Origin of the sequence: Herbiconiux moechotypicola, from assembly GCF_024979255.1 — a bacterium.
Lineage (GTDB): Bacteria > Actinomycetota > Actinomycetes > Actinomycetales > Microbacteriaceae > Herbiconiux > Herbiconiux moechotypicola.
This window is the reverse complement of sequence record NZ_JANLCN010000002.1, coordinates 165721-183197: the sequence shown is the minus strand read 5'-3', so window position 1 is coordinate 183197 and position 17477 is coordinate 165721. Positions and strand designations below refer to the sequence as shown.

The window sequence follows — 17477 nt, the reverse complement described above, 5'->3', positions numbered from 1 at the left end:
GAGGTCATTCCTTGGTTCCGCCGGTGGTGAGGCCGGACTGCCAGTAGCGCTGGAGGTAGAGGAAGGCGATCATGAGCGGCAGGATCGAGACGAGCGAGCCGGTGATCACGGTGGAGAACTGAGCGGACGCGCCTCCGCCGGCCTCGGAGGCCGCCTGCAGCTGGGCGAGGCCGAGCGTGAGGGGGAACAGCGACGGGTCGGAGAGCATGATGAGCGGCAGGAAGTAGTTGTTCCAGGTGGCGACCAGGGCGAACAGCAGCACGGTGATGAAGCCGGGCACCATGATGCGCAGGCCGATCTGGGCGAAGATGCGGAACTCGCCCGCGCCGTCGATGCGCGCCGCCTCGATCAGGCTGTCGGGGATCGACTCCTCGGCGTAGATGCGCATGAGGTACACCCCGAACGGGCTCACCAGCGAGGGCACGATGATGGCCCAGGCCGTGTTGGTGAGACCCGCTTCGGCGAACAGCAGGTAGGTGGGGATGGCGAGCGCCGTGGTGGGGATCATGATGGAGCCCAGCACGATCGCGAACAGCAGCTTCTTGCCGCGGAAGCTGTACTTGGCGAAGGCGTAGCCCGCCGCCGCCGCGAGGAACGCCGCCCCCACCGCGCTCACGCCCGCGTAGAGCACCGTGTTGCCGATCCAGCGCACGAACACGCCGTTCTGCTGGGTGAACAGGGTGGCGAGGTTGTCGAAGAGGTGGAATTCGTCGTCGAACCAGAGGCCGAAGCTCGAGAACAGCCCCGAGTTGTCCTTCGTCGACGACACCACCAGCCAGAACAGCGGCAGCAGGAAGTAGCCGGCGGCCACCCAGAGGGCGACCGTGAGCACGGTGCTGCGCTTCTCGCCGGGCGGGAGGCCCGTGTGGCGCTTCGCGCGCCGGGTCTCGCGCGGAGACTCGGGTGCGGCGGCCGACCGGGATGCGGGTGCCGGTTTCTCGAGGAGGGAGGTCATCGTGCCTTCCTTTCGCGCTTCTCGCGACGAGCGGTCGACAGCTGCACGACGTAGGAGACGATCATGATGCAGAAGCCGAGCAGGAACGCGATCGCGGCCGCGTAGTTCACGTCCTGGTTGATGAACGCGAGGTTGTAGGCGTACAGGTTCGGGGAGAAGTCCGTGCCGATGGCGGCGGGGGCGATCTCGTAGAGGAGCTTCGGCTCGCTGAACAACTGGAACGAGCCGATGATCGAGAAGATCAGGGTGAGGATGATCGCCGAGCGGATCGAGGGGATCTTGATGCTCCAGGCGATGCGGAACTGGCCCGCCCCGTCGATGCGGGCCGCCTCGTACTGCTCGGTGGGGATGGCGCGCAGCGCCGAGTACATGATGACCATGTTGTAGCCCACGAACTGCCACGTGACGATGTTCATGATGGAGCCCAGGATGTTCTGCGGGCCCAGGAGGTCGGGGGCAGCGAGGCCCACCGACTCGAAGACCTGCGCGATCGGCCCGAAGTTCTTGCCGTAGAGGTAGCCCCACATCAGGGTGGCCACCACGCCGGGCACGGCGTAGGGCACGAAGATGGCGAGCCGGGCGAACTTGCCGCCTCGCACCCGGGCGCTGTCGAGCGCGAGGGCGAACACGAGGGCGAGGCCGAGCATGATCGGCACCTGGATCACGAGGAACAGGCACATGCGCAGCACGCCGCCGATGAACTTCTGGTCTTGGAGCGCCCGGAGGTAGTTGTCGAGGCCGACGAAGGCCTCGCCCCCCACGAGCTGCACCTTGAACAGGCTCAGGTAGCCGGCATAGATGAGCGGGATGAGCAGCATCGCCACGAACACCAGGATGAACGGGGCGATCATCGCATAGGCGGCCAGTGATTTCTTGCGCCGGTCGGCGGAGCCCCGTTTCCGGGGCGCCGCCGACGTGCGTGCGAGTGCGGTGGTCACTCGACCGTGAACCCCTGCTGCTCGGCGTACTCGACGAGCTGGGCGTGCCATTCGTCGAGCGCGGCGAAGAGGTCGGTCTTCTGCGTGATCGCCGCCCCCAGCGTCTCCTTGAAGCTCGAGCTCGCGAAGTCGTTGAACGGCAGCCACTGCCAGTCCTCGGCCACGGTCGCGTTGATGTCGACGAAGAGGCTGTTCACCTTCTGGCCGCCGTAGAACGGCAGCTCCTGATCACGGAACTCCGGGGCCTCCTGGGTGGCCACCGTGGCGGGGAAGATGAACTGCTCGGTGGCGAACTTCAGCGTCGACTCGGGGTCGGTGTTGAGGAACTTCACGAACTCGGCTGCGGCGATCTTCGCGTCGCTGTCGGCGAGCACGGTCACCGCCGAGCCGCCCTGGTTGCCCGAGGCCGGCTCGGCGCCCTCCCACTGCGGCAGCTCGGTGGCCTGCCAGAGGCCGGAGGTGTTCTCCGCGGTGCCCTGCAGGAAGACGGGGCCCCAGGCTGCGGCGAGCCAGCTCGCGTACGAGCCGTTCGACATGCTCTGGTACCAGTTGTCGTCGAGCTGCGGCTCGGTGGCCACGAGGTCTTGCTGGATGAGGTCGTTCCAGAAGCCGATCACCTGCTGCACCTCGTCGCTGTCGAAGTCGATGGTGACCGTCTTGTCGCCGTCGAAGCCGAAGGGGCGGGCGCCTGCCTGCCAGAGCAGCGCCAGGATGGGCGAGAAGCTGTTGCCCGGCAGGTCGGTGATGTAGGAGCCGGTGGCGTCCTTGAATGCCTTGGCCGCCGCGGGGTACTCCTCCCAGGTCGCCGGGGGCTCGATGCCCGCCTGGGCGAAGAGGTCGGTGCGGTACAGCTGACCGGTGGGGCCCGCATCCTGGGGCAGGCCCCAGACGCCGCCGTTGGTGGCGACCTGGCTCCAGGTGCTCGGCACGAACTGGTCGGCGAGGTCGGCGGCGCCGTAGGGGGTGAGGTCGAGCACGCTGCCGGTGAGGGTGAACGACGGCAGGAACGAGTACTCGATCTGGGCGACGTCGGGCACGTCACCCGACTCGATCACCGTGCGGAGCTTCTGGTACTGCGCCGTGGCCCCGCCCTGGTTCGAGAGGTTGACCGTGATCTCGGGGTACTTCGCCTCGAACAGGTCGATCTCGTTCTGGATGTCGGGCACCCACGACCAGAAGTCGATCGTGGTGGGCGTCGACATCGCCTCGTCGATCTGCTCCTGCGTGATGGTGGCGGTGTCGGTCGAGCCGCCGCCGGCGTCGGAGCTCGACGCGCAGCCGGCGAGCAGGGCTCCGGTCAGGCCGAGCGACAGTGCTCCGAGCGCGACGCTGCGGTGTCGGGGTTTCAGCATGGGTTCGTGATCCTCTCGGTGCGCCGCTCTGCTTCGAACGGCGGGATGATCGGCGGGCAGGGCGCCGGATGCGCGTCGACGGGTGGGCCACGACGCACACTGACGCGACCGCTCGGCCGCTGCCCCCGGGCGGCGGAGACCCGCATCCCGGTGAACTGTGAGGATACGATAACACAGCCTTGCGGCCAATACGTATGCTTTTTACGAAGCCTCGTCAGCGCCCGCCGCGAGCGTGCCGATCTCCGAGATCGTCTGCACCAGGATGGAGCGCATGGTCGCGTGGGCGACCTCGGGGTCGCGCCGCTGGATGGCGTTCGCCACGTCGACGTGGCGCTGGAGCGCCACAGGGTCCGGCCGCTCCGGCACCAGCCCGTACTCGGTGCGGCTCACCAGGATCTCGCCGATCAGCGAGTCGAGCCGCGAGAACATCGGGTTGCCCGAGTAGGTGAGCACGGCGGCATGGAACTTCACGTCGAGCGCGAGGAAGCGGTCGGCGTCGCCCTCCTCGCCGGCGGCCCAGAGCTGGCCGGCGAGGCCGATGAGATCGCTCACCTCGGCCGAGCTCGCGCGGGTGGCGGCCAGCCGGGCCGCTTCGGGCTCGATCGCCGTGCGGAGCTCCACCAGCGACTCCAGCTGCGACACCCGGTCGGCCGACGCGAGCCGCCAGTGGATGATCTGCGGGTCGAAGAGGTTCCACTCCTCGGGGGGCAGCACCACGACGCCCACGCGGCGGCGCGAGATGACCAGCCGCATCGACTCCAGCACGCGGATGGTCTCGCGGGCGACGGAGCGGGAGACCCCGTAGCGCGTCTCCATCTCCTCGAGCGTGATGACCTGCTCGGGGGCCAGGCGGCCGGAGCAGATCTCCGAGCCGAGCTCCTCGAGAACCCGCGAGTGCTGTCCGCGGAGGGATGCCCGCTGGGCGGGGGCTTTCATCGGCGTCGAATCCACATTTGCACGATATCAAGAATCTTGGATACATTACGTATGCTTTATTGACTCCGATGTGTGCATAAAACATATCCTTCACGAGGGACGACGATGTCGACGATCACCCGAATAGAGACCTTCCTGGTGCCTCCGCGCTGGCTCTTCGTGCGGATCGAGACCTCAGACGGCGTGGTCGGCTGGGGCGAGCCGGTCGTCGAGGGCCGCGCCGAGACCGTGCGCACCGCCGTCGAGCAACTCTCCGAACTGCTCATCGGGCGCGACCCCATGCGCATCGAAGACCACTGGCAGGTGATGACCAAGGGGTCGTTCTACCGCGGCGGAGCGATCCTCTCCAGCGCGGTCGCGGGGCTCGACCAGGCACTGTGGGACATCCAGGGCAAGGCACTCGGTGTGCCTGTGCACGTGCTGCTGGGCGGGCCGGTGCGCGACCGTGTGCGCGTGTACGGCTGGATCGGCGGCGACGAGCCCGACGAGGTGGCCGACGCCGTCGCGGCCCGGATGGAGCAGGGACTCACCGCCGTCAAGATGAACGCCAGCGGACGGCTGGCCAAGCTGGCGCCGCTGCGCGAGCTCGACGGCATCGTCTCGCGGGTGGCGAGTGCCCGCGAGGTGCTCGGCGACACCGGAGACGTGGGCGTCGACTTCCACGGCCGCGTCACCCTGCCCGACGCCCGGCGCCTCTTCCCCGAGCTGGAGCCGCTGCGGCCTCTCTTCGTCGAGGAGCCCATCGTGCCCGAGAACAGCCACCTGCTGCGCGCGCTGGTCGACTCCACGTCCATCCCGATCGCCACGGGGGAGCGGCTCTACTCCCGGCAGGAGTTCCTGCCCGTGCTCGAGTCGGGGGTGGCGATCATCCAGCCCGATCTCTCGCATGCCGGCGGCATCAGCGAGGTGCGCCGCATCGCGGCGATGGCCGAGGCCTTCGACGTGCTGCTCGCGCCGCACTGCCCGCTCGGGCCGATCGCGCTGGCGGCGAGCCTGCAGATCGCGTTCGCGGCACCGAACCACGTCATCCAGGAACACAGCATCGGCATCCACTACAACGACGACGGCGAGGTGCTCGACTACGTGACCGACACCTCGGTGTTCGACTTCGGTACGGGGTCGATCGAACGCCTCACCGCGCCGGGCCTCGGCATCGAGGTCGACGAGAAGGCCGTGCGCGACGCCTCGCTCAGGGGCCACGCCTGGCGGGGACCGGTGTGGCGGCACGCCGACGGCTCCTTCGCGGAGTGGTGAGCGCGCCGTGGTCGTGACCCCCTCTGACGCGTTTCGCGAGCGGCTCCGCAGCGAGTTGCTCATGCCCATCATCCGGGCCTCGACGGCCGAGCACGTGAGGGCGGCGGCCGACACGCTGATCGACGCAGGATTCCGTCTGTTCGAAGTGTCGCTGACGACCCCGGATGCGGTGCGCCTGATCCGCGAACTGGCCGCGATCGGCGGCGGGGTCTCGATCGGGGCGGGTACCGTGCTGACCGCCGACGACGCGCACCGAGTGGCCGACGCCGGGGCGGAGTTCGTGGTGACCCCTGGGCTCGTGCCCTCGATCGAGGCCGCACACGCCCTCGGCCTGCCCACCGCGGTCGGCGCGCTGACGCCCACCGAGATCATCGCGGCCGACGCCGCGGGGGCGAGCGTGGTGAAGATCTTCCCCGCAGAGCTCGGCGGGCCCGGCTATCTCTCCGCGGTGCGGGCGCCGCTGCCCGGCATTCCGCTCGTGCCCGTCGGGGGCGTGACGGTCGAGTCGGCCCGGGAGTACTTCCGGCGCGGTGCCGCCGGTGCGGGGCTGGGGTCGCCGCTGCTCGGCGACGCGGCCGAGGGGGGATCGCTCGCCGCGCTCGCGGAGCGGTCGCATGCGTTCCTCGCGCTGGCGGAGGAGGTGCGGGGGTGACGGCCGCGGTCGGAGCGGTGCTCACCCTCGGCGAGACGCTCGGGTCGTTCCGCTCGCACGGTCGCATCACCGCGGGCACCGAGTTCGGGCTCGCCGTCGCGGGGGCGGAGTCGAACGTGGCGATCGCGCTGGCGCGGCTCGGGCACCCGGTCGCCTGGGGAGGTCGCGTCGGGGACGACCCCGTGGGCCGCCTCGTGCTCACCACCCTCCGCGGCGAGGGGGTCGACGTGACGGGGGCGATCGTCGACCAGACGGCGCCCACCGCGACGATGGTGGTCGAAGACCGGCACCCGCTCCCTCCCTCCGTCACGTACTACCGGGCGGGCTCGGCGGGCTCGCGCCTCGACGCCGATCTGGCCGCTCGCGCCGTCGCCGGCGCGCAGCCGCGCGTGCTGCACCTCTCCGGCATCACCCCGGCGCTCTCGGCGCAGGCCGCCGCCGCCGTATCTGTCGCGATCGACGCGGCCCGGCAGGTGCGAGGTGCCGCGGTGTGCTTCGACGTGAACTACCGCGCCAGGCTCTGGAACCGCGCCGATGCGGCGCGGGCGCTGACGCCGGTGGCCGTCTCGGCCGACATCGTGGTGGCATCGGCCGACGAACTGCCGCTCGTGGCCGAGGGCTCCTCCACCGAGGAGAGGGCGGCTGCGCTCCGCGAGGCCGGTGTCTCGACCGTGGTCGTGAAGCACGGCAAGCGGGGCGCCGAGTCGTTCGGGCCGGACGGGCATGTGGAGTGCCCCGCGCATCCGGTGACCGAGGTCGACAGCATCGGAGCGGGCGACGCCTTCGTGGGGGGATACCTCTCTGCGCTGCTCGACGGGCTCGACGAGGCGGCGCGGTTGCGGCGCGGGGCGGCGCTCGGGGCGCTCGCGGTCACCGGGCGGGGCGACTGGGAGCGGTTGCCGAGCCGGGCCGAGCTCGCGGTGTTCCTGGCGGGTGCGGAGGAAGCCGAGCGCTGAGTTGGCCGGGCGGCCGGCCCGGCGCGCCCGTCAGGCCACCGGCTCCGTGACGAAGTCGATGAGCTGTTCCACCCGCCCGAGCAGCGCCGACTCGAGATCGGTGTAGCTGCGGGCCCGGCCCAGGATGCGCTTCCACGCACGCGCGATGTCGGCCTGGTCGGCGTGCGGCCACCCGAACGCCTCGCAGATGCCGTGCTTCCATTCCACGCCTCGCGGCACCGTCGGCCAGGCGCGGATGCCCATGGCGGCCGGGGTCACCGCCTGCCAGATGTCGATGAACGGGTGCCCCACCACGAGCACGTCGCGCCCGAACGGCCCGTGCTGCACCGCTTCGGCGATGCGGCTCTCTTTCGACCCGGTCACCAGGTGGTCGACCAGCACGCCGATGCGGCGCTCGCGGCTCGGTGCGAACTCGCGCACGATCGCGTCGAGGTCGTCGACCCCCTCGAGGTACTCCACCACGACCCCTTCGCCGCGCAGGTCGTCGCCCCAGATCTTCTCCACCAGCTCGGCGTCGTGCCGGCCCTCCACGAAGATGCGGCTCGCCCGCGCCACCCGGGCGCGCTGCTCGGGACCCGCGATCGAGCCCGAGGCGGTGCGCCGGAGCGCGGGCGCGCCTCCCGCCGCCGCGGCCCGGGCGGCGGCGCTTCTCGGCGGAACGAGCTGCACCGGCCGGCCCTCCAGCAGAAACCCCGCGCCGAGCGGAAAGGTGCGGCGCCTGCCGTGCCGGTCCTCGAGCTCCACCAGCCGTCCCTCGGTGCTCACCACACTGCCGCAGAAGTCGCTCGCGACCTCCTCCACCACCAGGTCGAACTCCGCCTCCACCTTCGGCAGCTCGGCGGGCTTGGCGCGCCGGTTGAACCCGGCGAGCACGTCTGATCCGTAGCGGTCGTAGTCCTGAGGCACCGCTCAAGGCTATGCCGCGCCCCGCCGGCCCCGGGGCAGCCACCCCGGCCGCCCCGCGCATCCCGCCGGCTCCGCCTGCGCGACGGCCCGGCCTACACTGAAGGCGGTCGTGCAGGTGCGGTGGCGGGAGGTCGGAGTGACGGCGAGGATGCTGGCGATCGGCGAGGCGCTGGTCGACGTGGTCGTTCCCGACGTGCCGGGGGCCGAACCGATCGAGCACCCGGGCGGCTCGCCGATGAACATCGCCTTCGGCTGCGCCCGCCTCGGGGTGCCGTCGACCCTGCTCACCGCGGTGGGGGCGGATGCGCGGGGCCGGCGCATAGTCGACCGCCTGTCCGCGGCCGGCGTCACGATCGCCGACGGTTCGGTGCGTGACGAACCCACGTCGACCGCCACCGCGCACCTGCGCGCCGACGGCTCGGCCGAGTACGAGTTCGACCTCCGCTGGTCGCTGCCCACCGAGACACCCGAGCTGCCCGAGCTGGTGCACGTCGGATCGATCGCCGCGTTCCTCGAACCCGGCGCCGGCCAGCTCGTCGCGCTCCTGACAGCCGCCGCACCGCTCGCCGATGCGCCCGTCGTCACCTTCGACCCCAACATCCGCCCGAGCATCGTGCCGCCCCACGCCGAGACGCTCGCCCGCTTCGAGCAGCTCGCCGCGCTCTCGACCGTGGTGAAGCTCAGCGACGAAGACGCCGACTGGCTCTACCCCGGGCAGACGCCCGACGAGCAGCTGGCGCGCATCCTGCGTCTCGGGCCGGCACTCGCCGTCATGACCCGCGGCGGGGAGGGTGCCCTCCTGCGCGCCGCCACCGGCGCCGCCTGCAGTGCGGCCGGGCGCCCGGTCGACGTGGTCGACACGATCGGCGCCGGCGACTCCTTCATGAGCGCCCTCATCGCCCGCCTCGCCGCGCTGCTCGACGGCGGCACCCCCGCCGCTGCGCTGCGCGACGGATCCGCGTTCGAGGTCGAAGCGCTCGAAGCGCTCGGCGGCTTCGCCGCCCGCTGCGCCTCGGTCACCGTCTCGCGCGCCGGCGCCAACCCGCCGACGCTCGCCGAGGTGCCTCCGCCCCCGTCCTAGTCCCTACATCCGCCCGGCGTCGGGTTCGCACGCGCAAGAATGCGCGCATCCGACGGCGTGAGCGGCACGCGAGCACCCACCCTTGCGCCTGTGAACAGGATGCGGCCACGCGGCGCGGCGCTCAGGTCGTGCGGCTGAGAGTGCGGCCCATGATGGCCGACTTCAGCGCGTCCACGGCCTCGGCCGGCGCCGATGGGTTCGACAGCAGCGTGAAGTCGACCTCGCCCAGGTCGGGCAGCGAGAAGCGGTTGCTCACCTTCACGAGGTCGTCGGGGATGAGGGTGTGCGGGTGCGGAGCGATGCCGATGCCCGCCCGCACCGCCGCGAGCATCCCGTTCACCTCACGCGTGTTGCACGTGATGCGCCAGGTGCGGCCCGCCGCCTCGAGCGCGTCGATCGCGAGCCGCCGCGAGATCGAGGGGGCCTGGTAGGCGATGAGCGGCACGGGGTCGCCGGGTTCGATCACCGTGCGCTCCTCGGCCATCCACACGAGGGTGTCGCGCCGCACGACGGTGCCGGTCTCGGGCAGGTTGGGGTCGCCCGCATCCGGGATCTGCTTGATGAAGATGAGGTCGAGGTGCCCCGCCTTGAGCCGGCGGTACAGCGGCACGCTCTGGTTCACCGTCAGCTCGAGGTTGATCTGCGGGTGCAGCTGCCTGAAGTGCCTCAGGATGCGCGGCAGCTGCGTGGCCGCGAGGTCGTCGGCGGCGCCGAACCGCAGGCGCCCGCGCATGGCCGACCCGGTGAAGTAGCTCGACGCCGCCGCGTTCGCGGCCAGGATGGTGCGGGCGAAGCCGGCCATCGCGTCGCCGTTGTCGGTGAGCACGAAGTCGCGGGTGTCGCGGCTGATGAGGATGCGGCCGGCCGCGTTCTCGAGCTTGCGCACCTGCTGGCTGACGGTGGGCTGGCTGAGCCCGAGCTGCTCGGCGGCGCGGGTGAAGGAGTGGGTCTCGGCCACGGCGAGGAAGGTGGCCAGCAGTGCGGGGTCGAACACGGATGCGCGCTCCATTCGAATATCCAATGGCACTTATAGGGACGATTATGGCAGCGAATGGCCGCGGAAACGTTAACGTCGATGAAGAACTACGGAACCAGGACCCTCATACGTGACCTCGACGCTCGCCGCCCCCTCGCCCGCCACCGAACCCATCACCGTGCTCGCCACGCGCCCGCCGTGGAAGCACACGCTGCTCTCGCTGAGCGTGCGCAACTACCGCATCTTCGCGGGCACCTCGCTGGTGGCGCTCACCGCGCTCTGGATGCAGCGCATCGCGCAGGACTGGCTGGTGCTCGAGCTCTCGGGCAGCGTGGTCGCCGTCGGCGTCACCACCGCACTGCAGTTCGCGCCGATGCTCGTGCTCGGACTGCTCGGCGGCCTCATCGTCGACCGCTACCCGAAGCACACGCTGCTCATGATCACGCAGAGCGCCTCCGCGCTCACCAGCGCGGCCCTCGCGGTGCTGGCCCTCACGGGCTGGATCGAGGTGTGGCACGTGTACGTGGTGGCCGTGGTGCTCGGCCTCATCACGGTGGTCGACAACCCGGCGCGCCAGGTGTTCACCAACGAGCTCGTGGGCCCGTCGCTGCTGCGCAACGCGATCTCGCTCAACTCGAGCACCTTCCAGCTCGGCGCCCTCATCGGCCCGGCGGTGAGCGGGGCGCTGCTCGTGGCGGTGGGGGCCGGCTGGTCGTTCGCGGTGAACGCCCTCGCCTGCGCCCTCGTGGTGCTCGCGCTCTCGCGCATGAACCTCGCCGAACTGCACCGGGCACCTCGCGCGGTGCGGGCCAAGGGCCAGCTGCGCGAGGGCATCCGCTACTCGCTCGCGAAGCCCGCCATCCTCTGGACCATCGTGCTGCTCGCCGTCATCGCCGTGTTCGGACAGAACCTGCCCGTGCTGCTTGCGGCCTACGCCGACGACGTGTTCTCGACGGGCGCGGGTGGGTACGGGCTCTTCAACACCCTGGTCGCGGTGGGTGCGCTCACGGGTGCGCTGCTGTCGACGCGGCGGCGCGCGGTGCGGTTGCGCACGGTGGTGGCGATGGCCGCGGTGTACGGGGTGGCGCAGGGGGTGGCGGGGTTGATGCCCGCCGAGCTCGCCTTCGGGGCCACGCTCGTGGTCTCGGGATTCGCGTGGCTGCTGTTCATCACCGCGGCCAACACGCTCGTGCAGATGTCGACGAACATGGCCGTGCGCGGCCGCGTGATGGCGCTGTACATGCTCGTGCTGCTCGGCGGCCAGGCGGTCGGCGGCCCGCTCATGGGAACGTTCGTCGAGGCGGTCGGGCCGCAGATCGGGATGCTCGTGTCGGGCGGCGTGCCGGCGCTCGCCGCCGCCGTGGTGGCGTTGGTGCTGCATCGTCGCGGGCTCCTGCGCGCCGACTGAGGCGGCGCATCCGGTGCCTTCGGGTGGGTCGGGCTGGACGGACGCGACGGGTGGCTCAGCGTGCGGTCGAAGCGCGGGCGATCAGCTCCGGGTCGAAGCGGATGCGCGGGGGAGCGGCCTCGGTGGCGGTGGCGCCCGCTGCGGGCTGGGTGTCGTCGGCATCAGGAGTCGACCCGTCCAGGGCGCCGAGCAGCAGCCCTGCGGCGGCGCGGCCCATCTCGGCGGCGGGCTGCCGCACCGAGGTGAGCGGGATCGCCGCGGTCTCGGCGAACGCGATGTCGTCGTAGCCGACGAGGGCGATGTCATCGGGCACCCGCACGCCGGCGAGCGTGAGCGCCTGCAGCACACCGAGCGCGATGAGGTCGTTCGCCGCAAAAACGGCGTCGGGGCGCGATGCCGCGGGCAGGTCGAGCAGCCGCCGCGCACCGGCCCGGCCCGCCGCGGCGTTGGTGGAGTCGAGCTCGAGCAGCAGCGGTGCGGCGACGCCGCGCGCGGCCGCGGCGGCCTGGGCGCCCTGCCACCGGGCGTGCATCTGGGGGATCGCGGAGGGCCCGCTCAGGTAGGCGGGCCGCCGACTGCCGGTGTCGAGCAGATGCCCCATCGCGAGCTCGCCGCCCCTGCGGTCGTCGACCGACACCGAGGGGAACGGCCAGGCGTCGTCGTGGTGGTCGACCAGCACCACCGGGATGCCGCGTGATCGCACTCGCTCGAGCCGGGCGCGCAGATCGCCGACCGGTGTGATGAGCAGGCCCGACACCCGCTGCTCCTCGAACAGCTCGAGATAGGACAACTGGCGCTCCGCGCTCTCGCGGCCGTCGGCGAGCAGCAGGGGGCGGCGTGCGGGTGCGAGCTCCTCCTCGGCGCCCGAGGCGACGTCGGTGAAGAAGGGGTTCGCCACGTCGAGAACGATGAACCCGACCGTGCTCGAGTGCCCCACCCGCAGCTGTCGTGCCGCGTCGTTGCGCACGAACCCGAGGCTCTCGATGGCGTCGAGCACGCGGCGCTCGGTCGCGGGCGACACGCGCTTGGTGCCGGTGAGCACGTTCGACACCGTCCCCACCGACACGCCCGCGAGGGCGGCGACATCGCGCACGTTCGCAGCCGGCATCCTCCGATTATCCCGTCATCCCACCCGCTTCGCGCATCCCCGCCCGCATCCAGCCTCGCGCATCCCGCGCTCACCCGCATGCCCAGCTCCGGCTCCACCTGCATACCTTCGCCGCGCCGCTATCCCCCAGCCCCTTCCCCACCTCCTACGACCCGCCAAAACTCCTTCACTGAACCCCCGCATCCACAACTTTCTGGCGGTTCACAGCACGCGGGTGCGGGGTGGGGTGCGGGGATGCGCGGTGGGGGTGGGCTGGTCACCGGGCAGCCGGGTGGGCCGACGTGGTCAGGGGGCGGGAGGAGGGGGGTCGGCGGCGGGCTGGGTGGGCCGCCGCGATCAGGATGTGCGGGCGCGGGGCTCGTAACGGCGGGTGTGGGCGCTCGCGGCGACGAGAGCGCGGAGCGACTCGAGCGAGCCGTCGGCGGGCACGAGCCCCACCGCGCGCGCCTGCACGAGCACGTTGCCGAGCGCGGTGGCCTCCACGGGCCCTGCCACGACGGGCAACCCGAGCCGGTCGGCCGCGAGCTGGCAGAGCAGTTCGTTCTGCGACCCGCCGCCGGCGATGTGCACCACCCGTACGTCTTTGCCCGAGAGCGCCGCCGCCGAGTGCACGGCCGCCGCGAACGCATCGGCCAGGCTCTCGTTGATGGCGCGCACGAACTCCGCGGGCGTGCGCGGCACCGGCTGCCCGGCCTCCTCGCAGCACTCGGCGATGCGCGCCGGCATGTCGCCGGGCGCGAGCAGCCGCGGGTGGTTCGCGTCGAAGTGCGACCCTCCGGGCAGAGCGGCCGCCTCGGCGAGCAGTACGGGCAGGTCGATGGTCTGCCCCTCGTGCTCCCAGGTGCGGATGCTCTCCGACTGGATCCACAGCCCCATGATGTTCTTGAGGTACCGGATGCGCCCGTCGACGCCGCCCTCGTTGGTGAAGTTCTCGAGGCGGCCGGCCTCGGTGAGCACCGGCTGCTCGAGCTCGACGCCCACCAGCGCCCAGGTGCCGCACGACACGTAGGCGAACGACTCGTCGGTGACGGGAAGCCCCACCACCGCCGATGCGGTGTCGTGCGACCCCACGGTGTGCACCGGGATCGACGCGCCCACCTCGGCGGCGAGCCCCGGCAGCAGCGGCCCGACCGAGGTGCCGGGATCGACCAGCGTCGGGAACAGCCCCGTCGGCAGCCCCAACCGGGAGAACAACGAGGTCGCCCACGCCCGCGTGGTCACGTCGAGCAGCCCAGTGGTCGAGGCGTTGGTGCGCTCGGCCACGAGCTGCCCGGTGAGCCAGTAGGTGATGAGGTCGGGGATGAGCAACGCCCGCGACTCCGCCGTCAACCGCCCCTGCAGGCGGTCATCGGCGAGCTGGTACACCGAGTTGATGGGCATGAACTGCAGCCCGTTGATCGCGTAGAGCTCCTCGTCGGAGACGAGCGCCGACACCGCCTCCACCCCGCGCGCCGTGCGCTCGTCGCGGTAGTGGAAGGGGTTGCCGGCGAGCTCGCCGCCCGCCCGCAGCAGCCCGTAGTCGAGCCCCCACGAGTCGACAGCGGCGCTCGCGAGCGCACCCTCCGACTTCAGTGCGGCGCGCAGCCCGATCCTGATGGCGCGGTACTGCTCGAGCAGGTTCCAGTGCAGCCCCTCGGCGCTGCCCTCCCAGTGGTGCACGGGGTTGTTCGGAAAGCGCTGCACGATCTCGAGCGAGACCGAGCCGGCACCCGCACCCGAGGCGATCCGCCCCACGACCACGCGCCCGCTCGTCGCCCCCAGATCGATGGCGGCGACGGATCCGTTCGGCACGGCCGGCTACCGCAGGAACGCGGCGGCGACGCCGGAGTCGACCGGGATGTGCACGCCGGTGGTTCGGCTGAGCTCCGGGCCGGTGAGCACGAACACCGCGTCGGCCACGCTCTCGGGCACCACCTCGCGCTTGAGGAGGGTGCGGTCGGCGTAGAACTGACCGAGGTCCTCCTCCTTCACCCCGTAGGTCTTGGCGCGGTCGGCGCCCCAGCCCGAGGAGAAGATGCCCGAGCCGCGCACGACGCCGTCGGGGTTGATGCCGTTCACGCGCACGCCGAACTCGCCGAGCTCGGCGGCGAGCAGCCGCACCTGGTGGGCCTGGTCGGCCTTGGTGGCCGAGTAGGCGATGTTCTTGGGGCCGGCGAACACCGAGTTCTTCGACGAGATGTACACGATGTCGCCGCCGAGGCCCTGCTCGATGAGCACCGACGCCGCGGCGCGCGAGACGAGGAAGGAGCCCTTCGACATGACGTCGTGCAGCAGGTCCCAGTCGGCCTCCGTGGTCTCGAGCAGGGTCTTCGCGATCGACAGGCCCGCGTTGTTCACCACGAGGTCGACGCCGCCGAAGGCGAGCACGGCCGCGTCGAGGGCGGCCTGCACGGCGGCCGCGTCGGCCACGTTCGCGGCCACGCCCACCGCGACATCGGCGTTGCCGATCTCGGCCGCGGCGGCCTGCGCCTTCTCGAGGTCGAGGTCGGCCACCACCACGCAGGCGCCCTCGGCGGCCAGCCGGGTGGCGATGGCCTTGCCGATGCCGGAGGCGGCACCGGTGACGAAGGCGATGCGGCCCTGGTGCGTCTTCGGCTTCGGCATGCGCTGCAGCTTCGCCTCTTCGAGCGCCCAGTACTCGATGCGGAACTTCTCCTCGTCGGAGATGGGGGTGTAGGTCGAGAGCGCCTCCGCGCCGCGCATCACGTTGATGGCGTTGCGGTAGAACTCGCCGGCCACGCGCGCGGTCTGCTTGTTGGCGCCGTAGCTGAACATGCCGACACCCGGCACCAGCACGATGAGCGGGTCGGCGCCGCGGATGGCGGGCGACGACGCGTCGGCGTGGGCGTCGTAGTAGGCCTGGTAGTCGGCGCGGTAGAGCTCGTGCAGCTCCTTGAGGCGCGCGATCGACTCCTCGATGCCGGCCGAGGCGGGCAGGTCGAGCACCATCGGCTTCACCTTGGTGCGCAGGAAGTGGTCGGGGCAGCTGGTGCCGAGCTCGGCCAGCGGCAGCAGCTTCTCGCGGGAGAGGAACTCCAGCACCTCGGGCGAGTCGTTGTAGTCGCCCACCATCACCTTGTCGCGCGAGGCGATGCCGCGGATGGTGGGGGCCAGGGCCGCCGCCTTGGCGTGGCGCTCGGCCTCGGGCAGGGCCTCGTAGCCGGGCACGACGGCGCCGAAGGGTTCCGCCACGCCGTGCTCGGCGATGTAGGCGGCGGCGGTGTCGATGATCCAGAGCGAGTTCTTCTCGCACTCCTCGCTCGTGTCGCCCCACGCGGTGATGCCGTGGCCGCCCAGGATGCAGCCCACCGCATCCGGGTTGTCGCGCTTGATGGCGGCGATGTCGAGCCCGAGCTGGAAACCGGGCCGGCGCCACGGCACCCAGACGACCTTGTCGCCGAAGATGGTCGCGGTGAGGGCTTCACCGTCGGCCGCGGTGGCGATCGCGATGCCGGAGTCGGGGTGCAGGTGGTCGACGTGGTCGGCGTCGACGAGCGCGTGCATCGAGGTGTCGATCGAGGGGGCCGCGCCGCCCTTGCCGTGCAGGCAGTAGTCGAAGGCCGCGACCATCTCGTCTTCGCGGTCGATGCCGGGGTAGACGTTCTGCAGGGCGCGGAAGCGGTCGAGTCGCAGCACCGCGAGGCCCGCCTCGGTGAGGGTGCCGAGGTCTCCGCCCGAGCCCTTCACCCAGATCAGCTCGACCGGCTCGCCCGTGACGGGGTCGGTGTCGACGCCCTTCGCAGAGGTGTTGCCGCCGGCGTAGTTGGTGTTCTTCGGGTCGCTCCCCAGGCGGTTCGACCGCCCGACGAGTTCTGCTCTGGTGTCGCTCATGGCCTCAATCCGCTCATGGTCCGACCTCGATGTCGGCTGTGGTTGTTACGAAACGTGCGTTTCGATGTGAAATGTAACAAGTAATCACGTCGCGGACAAGACACGAATGCGTGAACTCCGGATGCACGGGCCCCGGATGCGCTCACCTCACCTCGACGACGTCCCTGAACTCGTCGAGCCGCGAGTCGCCCGGCGCCAGCTCGGTGATGAGCACCGACACGCGCCCCAGCTCGAGCGACGCGGCGGTGGCCTCCTGCTGCAGCTTCGAGGAGTCGACGCAGAGCACCACCTCCTTCGACACCCGGGCGAAAGCGCGCTTCATCTGTGCCTCGGCGAGCGACACCTCGGTGGTGCCGAAGCTCGAGTCGACGGCGCTCGCCGAGGAGAAGAAGCGCAGGTACCGCAGCGACTCCGCTGCCTGCACGGCGAGCGGGCCCACGAAGGTGTCGGTCGACTCCTCGGTCTCGCCGCCGATGAGGATGGGGGTGACCCCGTGGGTGCCCTTGAGGGTGGCGTAGGTGGGGTAGCAGTTCGTGCTCGCCACGAGACCGGAGCGCGGGCCGACCCGGGCGGCGAGCGTGCCGACCGTGGTGGAGGCATCGAAGGCCACCGAGCCGAAGCGGGGCACGAAGGCGAGCGCCTTCTCGGCGATGATGTCCTTCGCCCGCGAGTGCACCGACTGACGGTCGCTGTAGGGGCGGGGGCCGATGACGGAGATGGCTCCGCCGCGCACCCGGCGCAGCATGCCGTCGGCCTCGAGGTCGGCCAGATCGCGCCGGATGGTCATCGCCGAGACGCCGAGCGACTCCGCGGCCTCGGCCAGGCGGATGACGTTGTCGCGCTCGAGGATGGTGAGCAGCTGCGCGCGGCGCTCTTCGGATTCGGTGCTGCTGGTGGTGGCCATGTGATTCCGCCCTGCTGTGAGATTGATGTTACATCTTACGCAAATCTAACATCACAGGTCTATAACGCTTGAAAAACCGGGGATCGAACGTGTGTTGAGAAAAACCGTTGACACACAAAATGGCCGGTGTTACATTTCCGACGTGGTTCATTGAACCATCTCCTGTAAGCAGCGTCGCGGTGGGAATCGTCGACGCCTCGACCCAATGAAGGGCGTCAAC

At 70.9% G+C, this 17477-nt stretch carries 15 protein-coding genes; 5 read left to right on the top strand and 10 right to left on the bottom strand.

Annotated features, from left to right (window positions below; genetic code table 11):
• Window positions 1–4: 4 nt before the first annotated feature.
• The 4 genes from N1031_RS03560 to N1031_RS03545 form a co-directional block, all read right to left on the bottom strand.
• Window positions 5–955, bottom strand: coding sequence for a carbohydrate ABC transporter permease (locus N1031_RS03560; RefSeq protein ID WP_259478215.1), 951 nt, complete (start codon window positions 953–955; stop codon window positions 5–7).
• Complete coding sequence (locus tag N1031_RS03555) at window positions 952–1893, bottom strand: carbohydrate ABC transporter permease (RefSeq protein WP_259478214.1); 942 nt, start codon at window positions 1891–1893, stop codon at window positions 952–954. The genes N1031_RS03560 and N1031_RS03555 overlap by 4 nt, the downstream gene beginning before the upstream one ends.
• The gene (locus tag N1031_RS03550) at window positions 1890–3245 is read right to left on the bottom strand and encodes an ABC transporter substrate-binding protein (RefSeq protein WP_259478213.1); all 1356 of its coding nucleotides are present in this window, start codon (window positions 3243–3245) and stop codon (window positions 1890–1892) included. Before N1031_RS03550 ends, N1031_RS03555 begins: the two co-directional genes overlap by 4 nt.
• Before the next feature lie 201 nt (window positions 3246–3446).
• Entirely contained in the window at window positions 3447–4196 is a 750-nt protein-coding gene (locus N1031_RS03545) for a FadR/GntR family transcriptional regulator (protein WP_259478212.1), read from the bottom strand.
• Window positions 4197–4286: 90 nt separating this feature from the next.
• Here N1031_RS03545 and dgoD point away from each other — a divergent pair, with 90 nt between their 5' ends.
• From dgoD to N1031_RS03530, 3 genes are read left to right on the top strand one after another with little or no spacing between them, the layout of a single operon-like run.
• Window positions 4287–5435, top strand: a complete 1149-nt coding sequence (gene dgoD, locus N1031_RS03540) for a galactonate dehydratase (protein ID WP_259478211.1) — start codon at window positions 4287–4289, stop codon at window positions 5433–5435.
• A 7-nt stretch (window positions 5436–5442) separates the two neighbouring features.
• A complete protein-coding gene (locus N1031_RS03535) occupies window positions 5443–6087 on the top strand; it encodes a bifunctional 4-hydroxy-2-oxoglutarate aldolase/2-dehydro-3-deoxy-phosphogluconate aldolase (RefSeq protein ID WP_310795663.1) in 645 nt (214 codons plus the stop codon).
• Complete coding sequence (locus N1031_RS03530; RefSeq protein ID WP_259478210.1) at window positions 6084–7043, top strand: sugar kinase; 960 nt, start codon at window positions 6084–6086, stop codon at window positions 7041–7043. Before N1031_RS03535 ends, N1031_RS03530 begins: the two co-directional genes overlap by 4 nt.
• A 30-nt stretch (window positions 7044–7073) precedes the next feature.
• Here N1031_RS03530 and N1031_RS03525 read toward each other — a convergent pair whose 3' ends face one another.
• On the bottom strand, window positions 7074–7949 hold the full coding sequence (locus tag N1031_RS03525) for a DUF3097 domain-containing protein (RefSeq protein ID WP_259478209.1): 876 nt from the start codon (window positions 7947–7949) through the stop codon (window positions 7074–7076).
• A 136-nt stretch (window positions 7950–8085) separates the two neighbouring features.
• On the opposite strand from N1031_RS03525, the gene N1031_RS03520 reads away from it, so the two are divergent.
• Entirely contained in the window at window positions 8086–9030 is a 945-nt protein-coding gene (locus N1031_RS03520) for a PfkB family carbohydrate kinase (protein WP_259478208.1), read from the top strand.
• Between the two features lie 121 nt (window positions 9031–9151).
• Here N1031_RS03520 and N1031_RS03515 read toward each other — a convergent pair whose 3' ends face one another.
• On the bottom strand, window positions 9152–10024 hold the full coding sequence (locus tag N1031_RS03515; protein WP_259478510.1) for a LysR substrate-binding domain-containing protein: 873 nt from the start codon (window positions 10022–10024) through the stop codon (window positions 9152–9154).
• Between the two features lie 112 nt (window positions 10025–10136).
• Here N1031_RS03515 and N1031_RS03510 point away from each other — a divergent pair, with 112 nt between their 5' ends.
• Window positions 10137–11414, top strand: a complete 1278-nt coding sequence (locus N1031_RS03510) for an MFS transporter (RefSeq protein ID WP_259478207.1) — start codon at window positions 10137–10139, stop codon at window positions 11412–11414.
• A 55-nt stretch (window positions 11415–11469) separates the two neighbouring features.
• On the opposite strand, the gene N1031_RS03505 is transcribed toward N1031_RS03510, so the two are convergent.
• The 4 genes from N1031_RS03505 to N1031_RS03490 all read right to left on the bottom strand — a co-directional run bounded on the left by N1031_RS03505 (window position 11470) and on the right by N1031_RS03490 (window position 17257).
• Window positions 11470–12522 carry a LacI family DNA-binding transcriptional regulator gene (locus N1031_RS03505; RefSeq protein WP_259478206.1) on the bottom strand — a complete coding sequence of 351 codons (1053 nt, stop codon included), beginning with the start codon at window positions 12520–12522 and terminating at the stop codon, window positions 11470–11472.
• A gap of 336 nt (window positions 12523–12858) precedes the next feature.
• On the bottom strand, window positions 12859–14313 hold the full coding sequence (locus tag N1031_RS03500; RefSeq protein ID WP_259478205.1) for a rhamnulokinase: 1455 nt from the start codon (window positions 14311–14313) through the stop codon (window positions 12859–12861).
• Window positions 14314–14319: 6 nt separating this feature from the next.
• Window positions 14320–16362, bottom strand: a complete 2043-nt coding sequence (locus N1031_RS03495; protein ID WP_259478509.1) for a bifunctional aldolase/short-chain dehydrogenase — start codon at window positions 16360–16362, stop codon at window positions 14320–14322.
• Between the two features lie 133 nt (window positions 16363–16495).
• Complete coding sequence (locus N1031_RS03490; RefSeq protein WP_259478204.1) at window positions 16496–17257, bottom strand: DeoR/GlpR family DNA-binding transcription regulator; 762 nt, start codon at window positions 17255–17257, stop codon at window positions 16496–16498.
• Window positions 17258–17477: the final 220 nt, after the last annotated feature.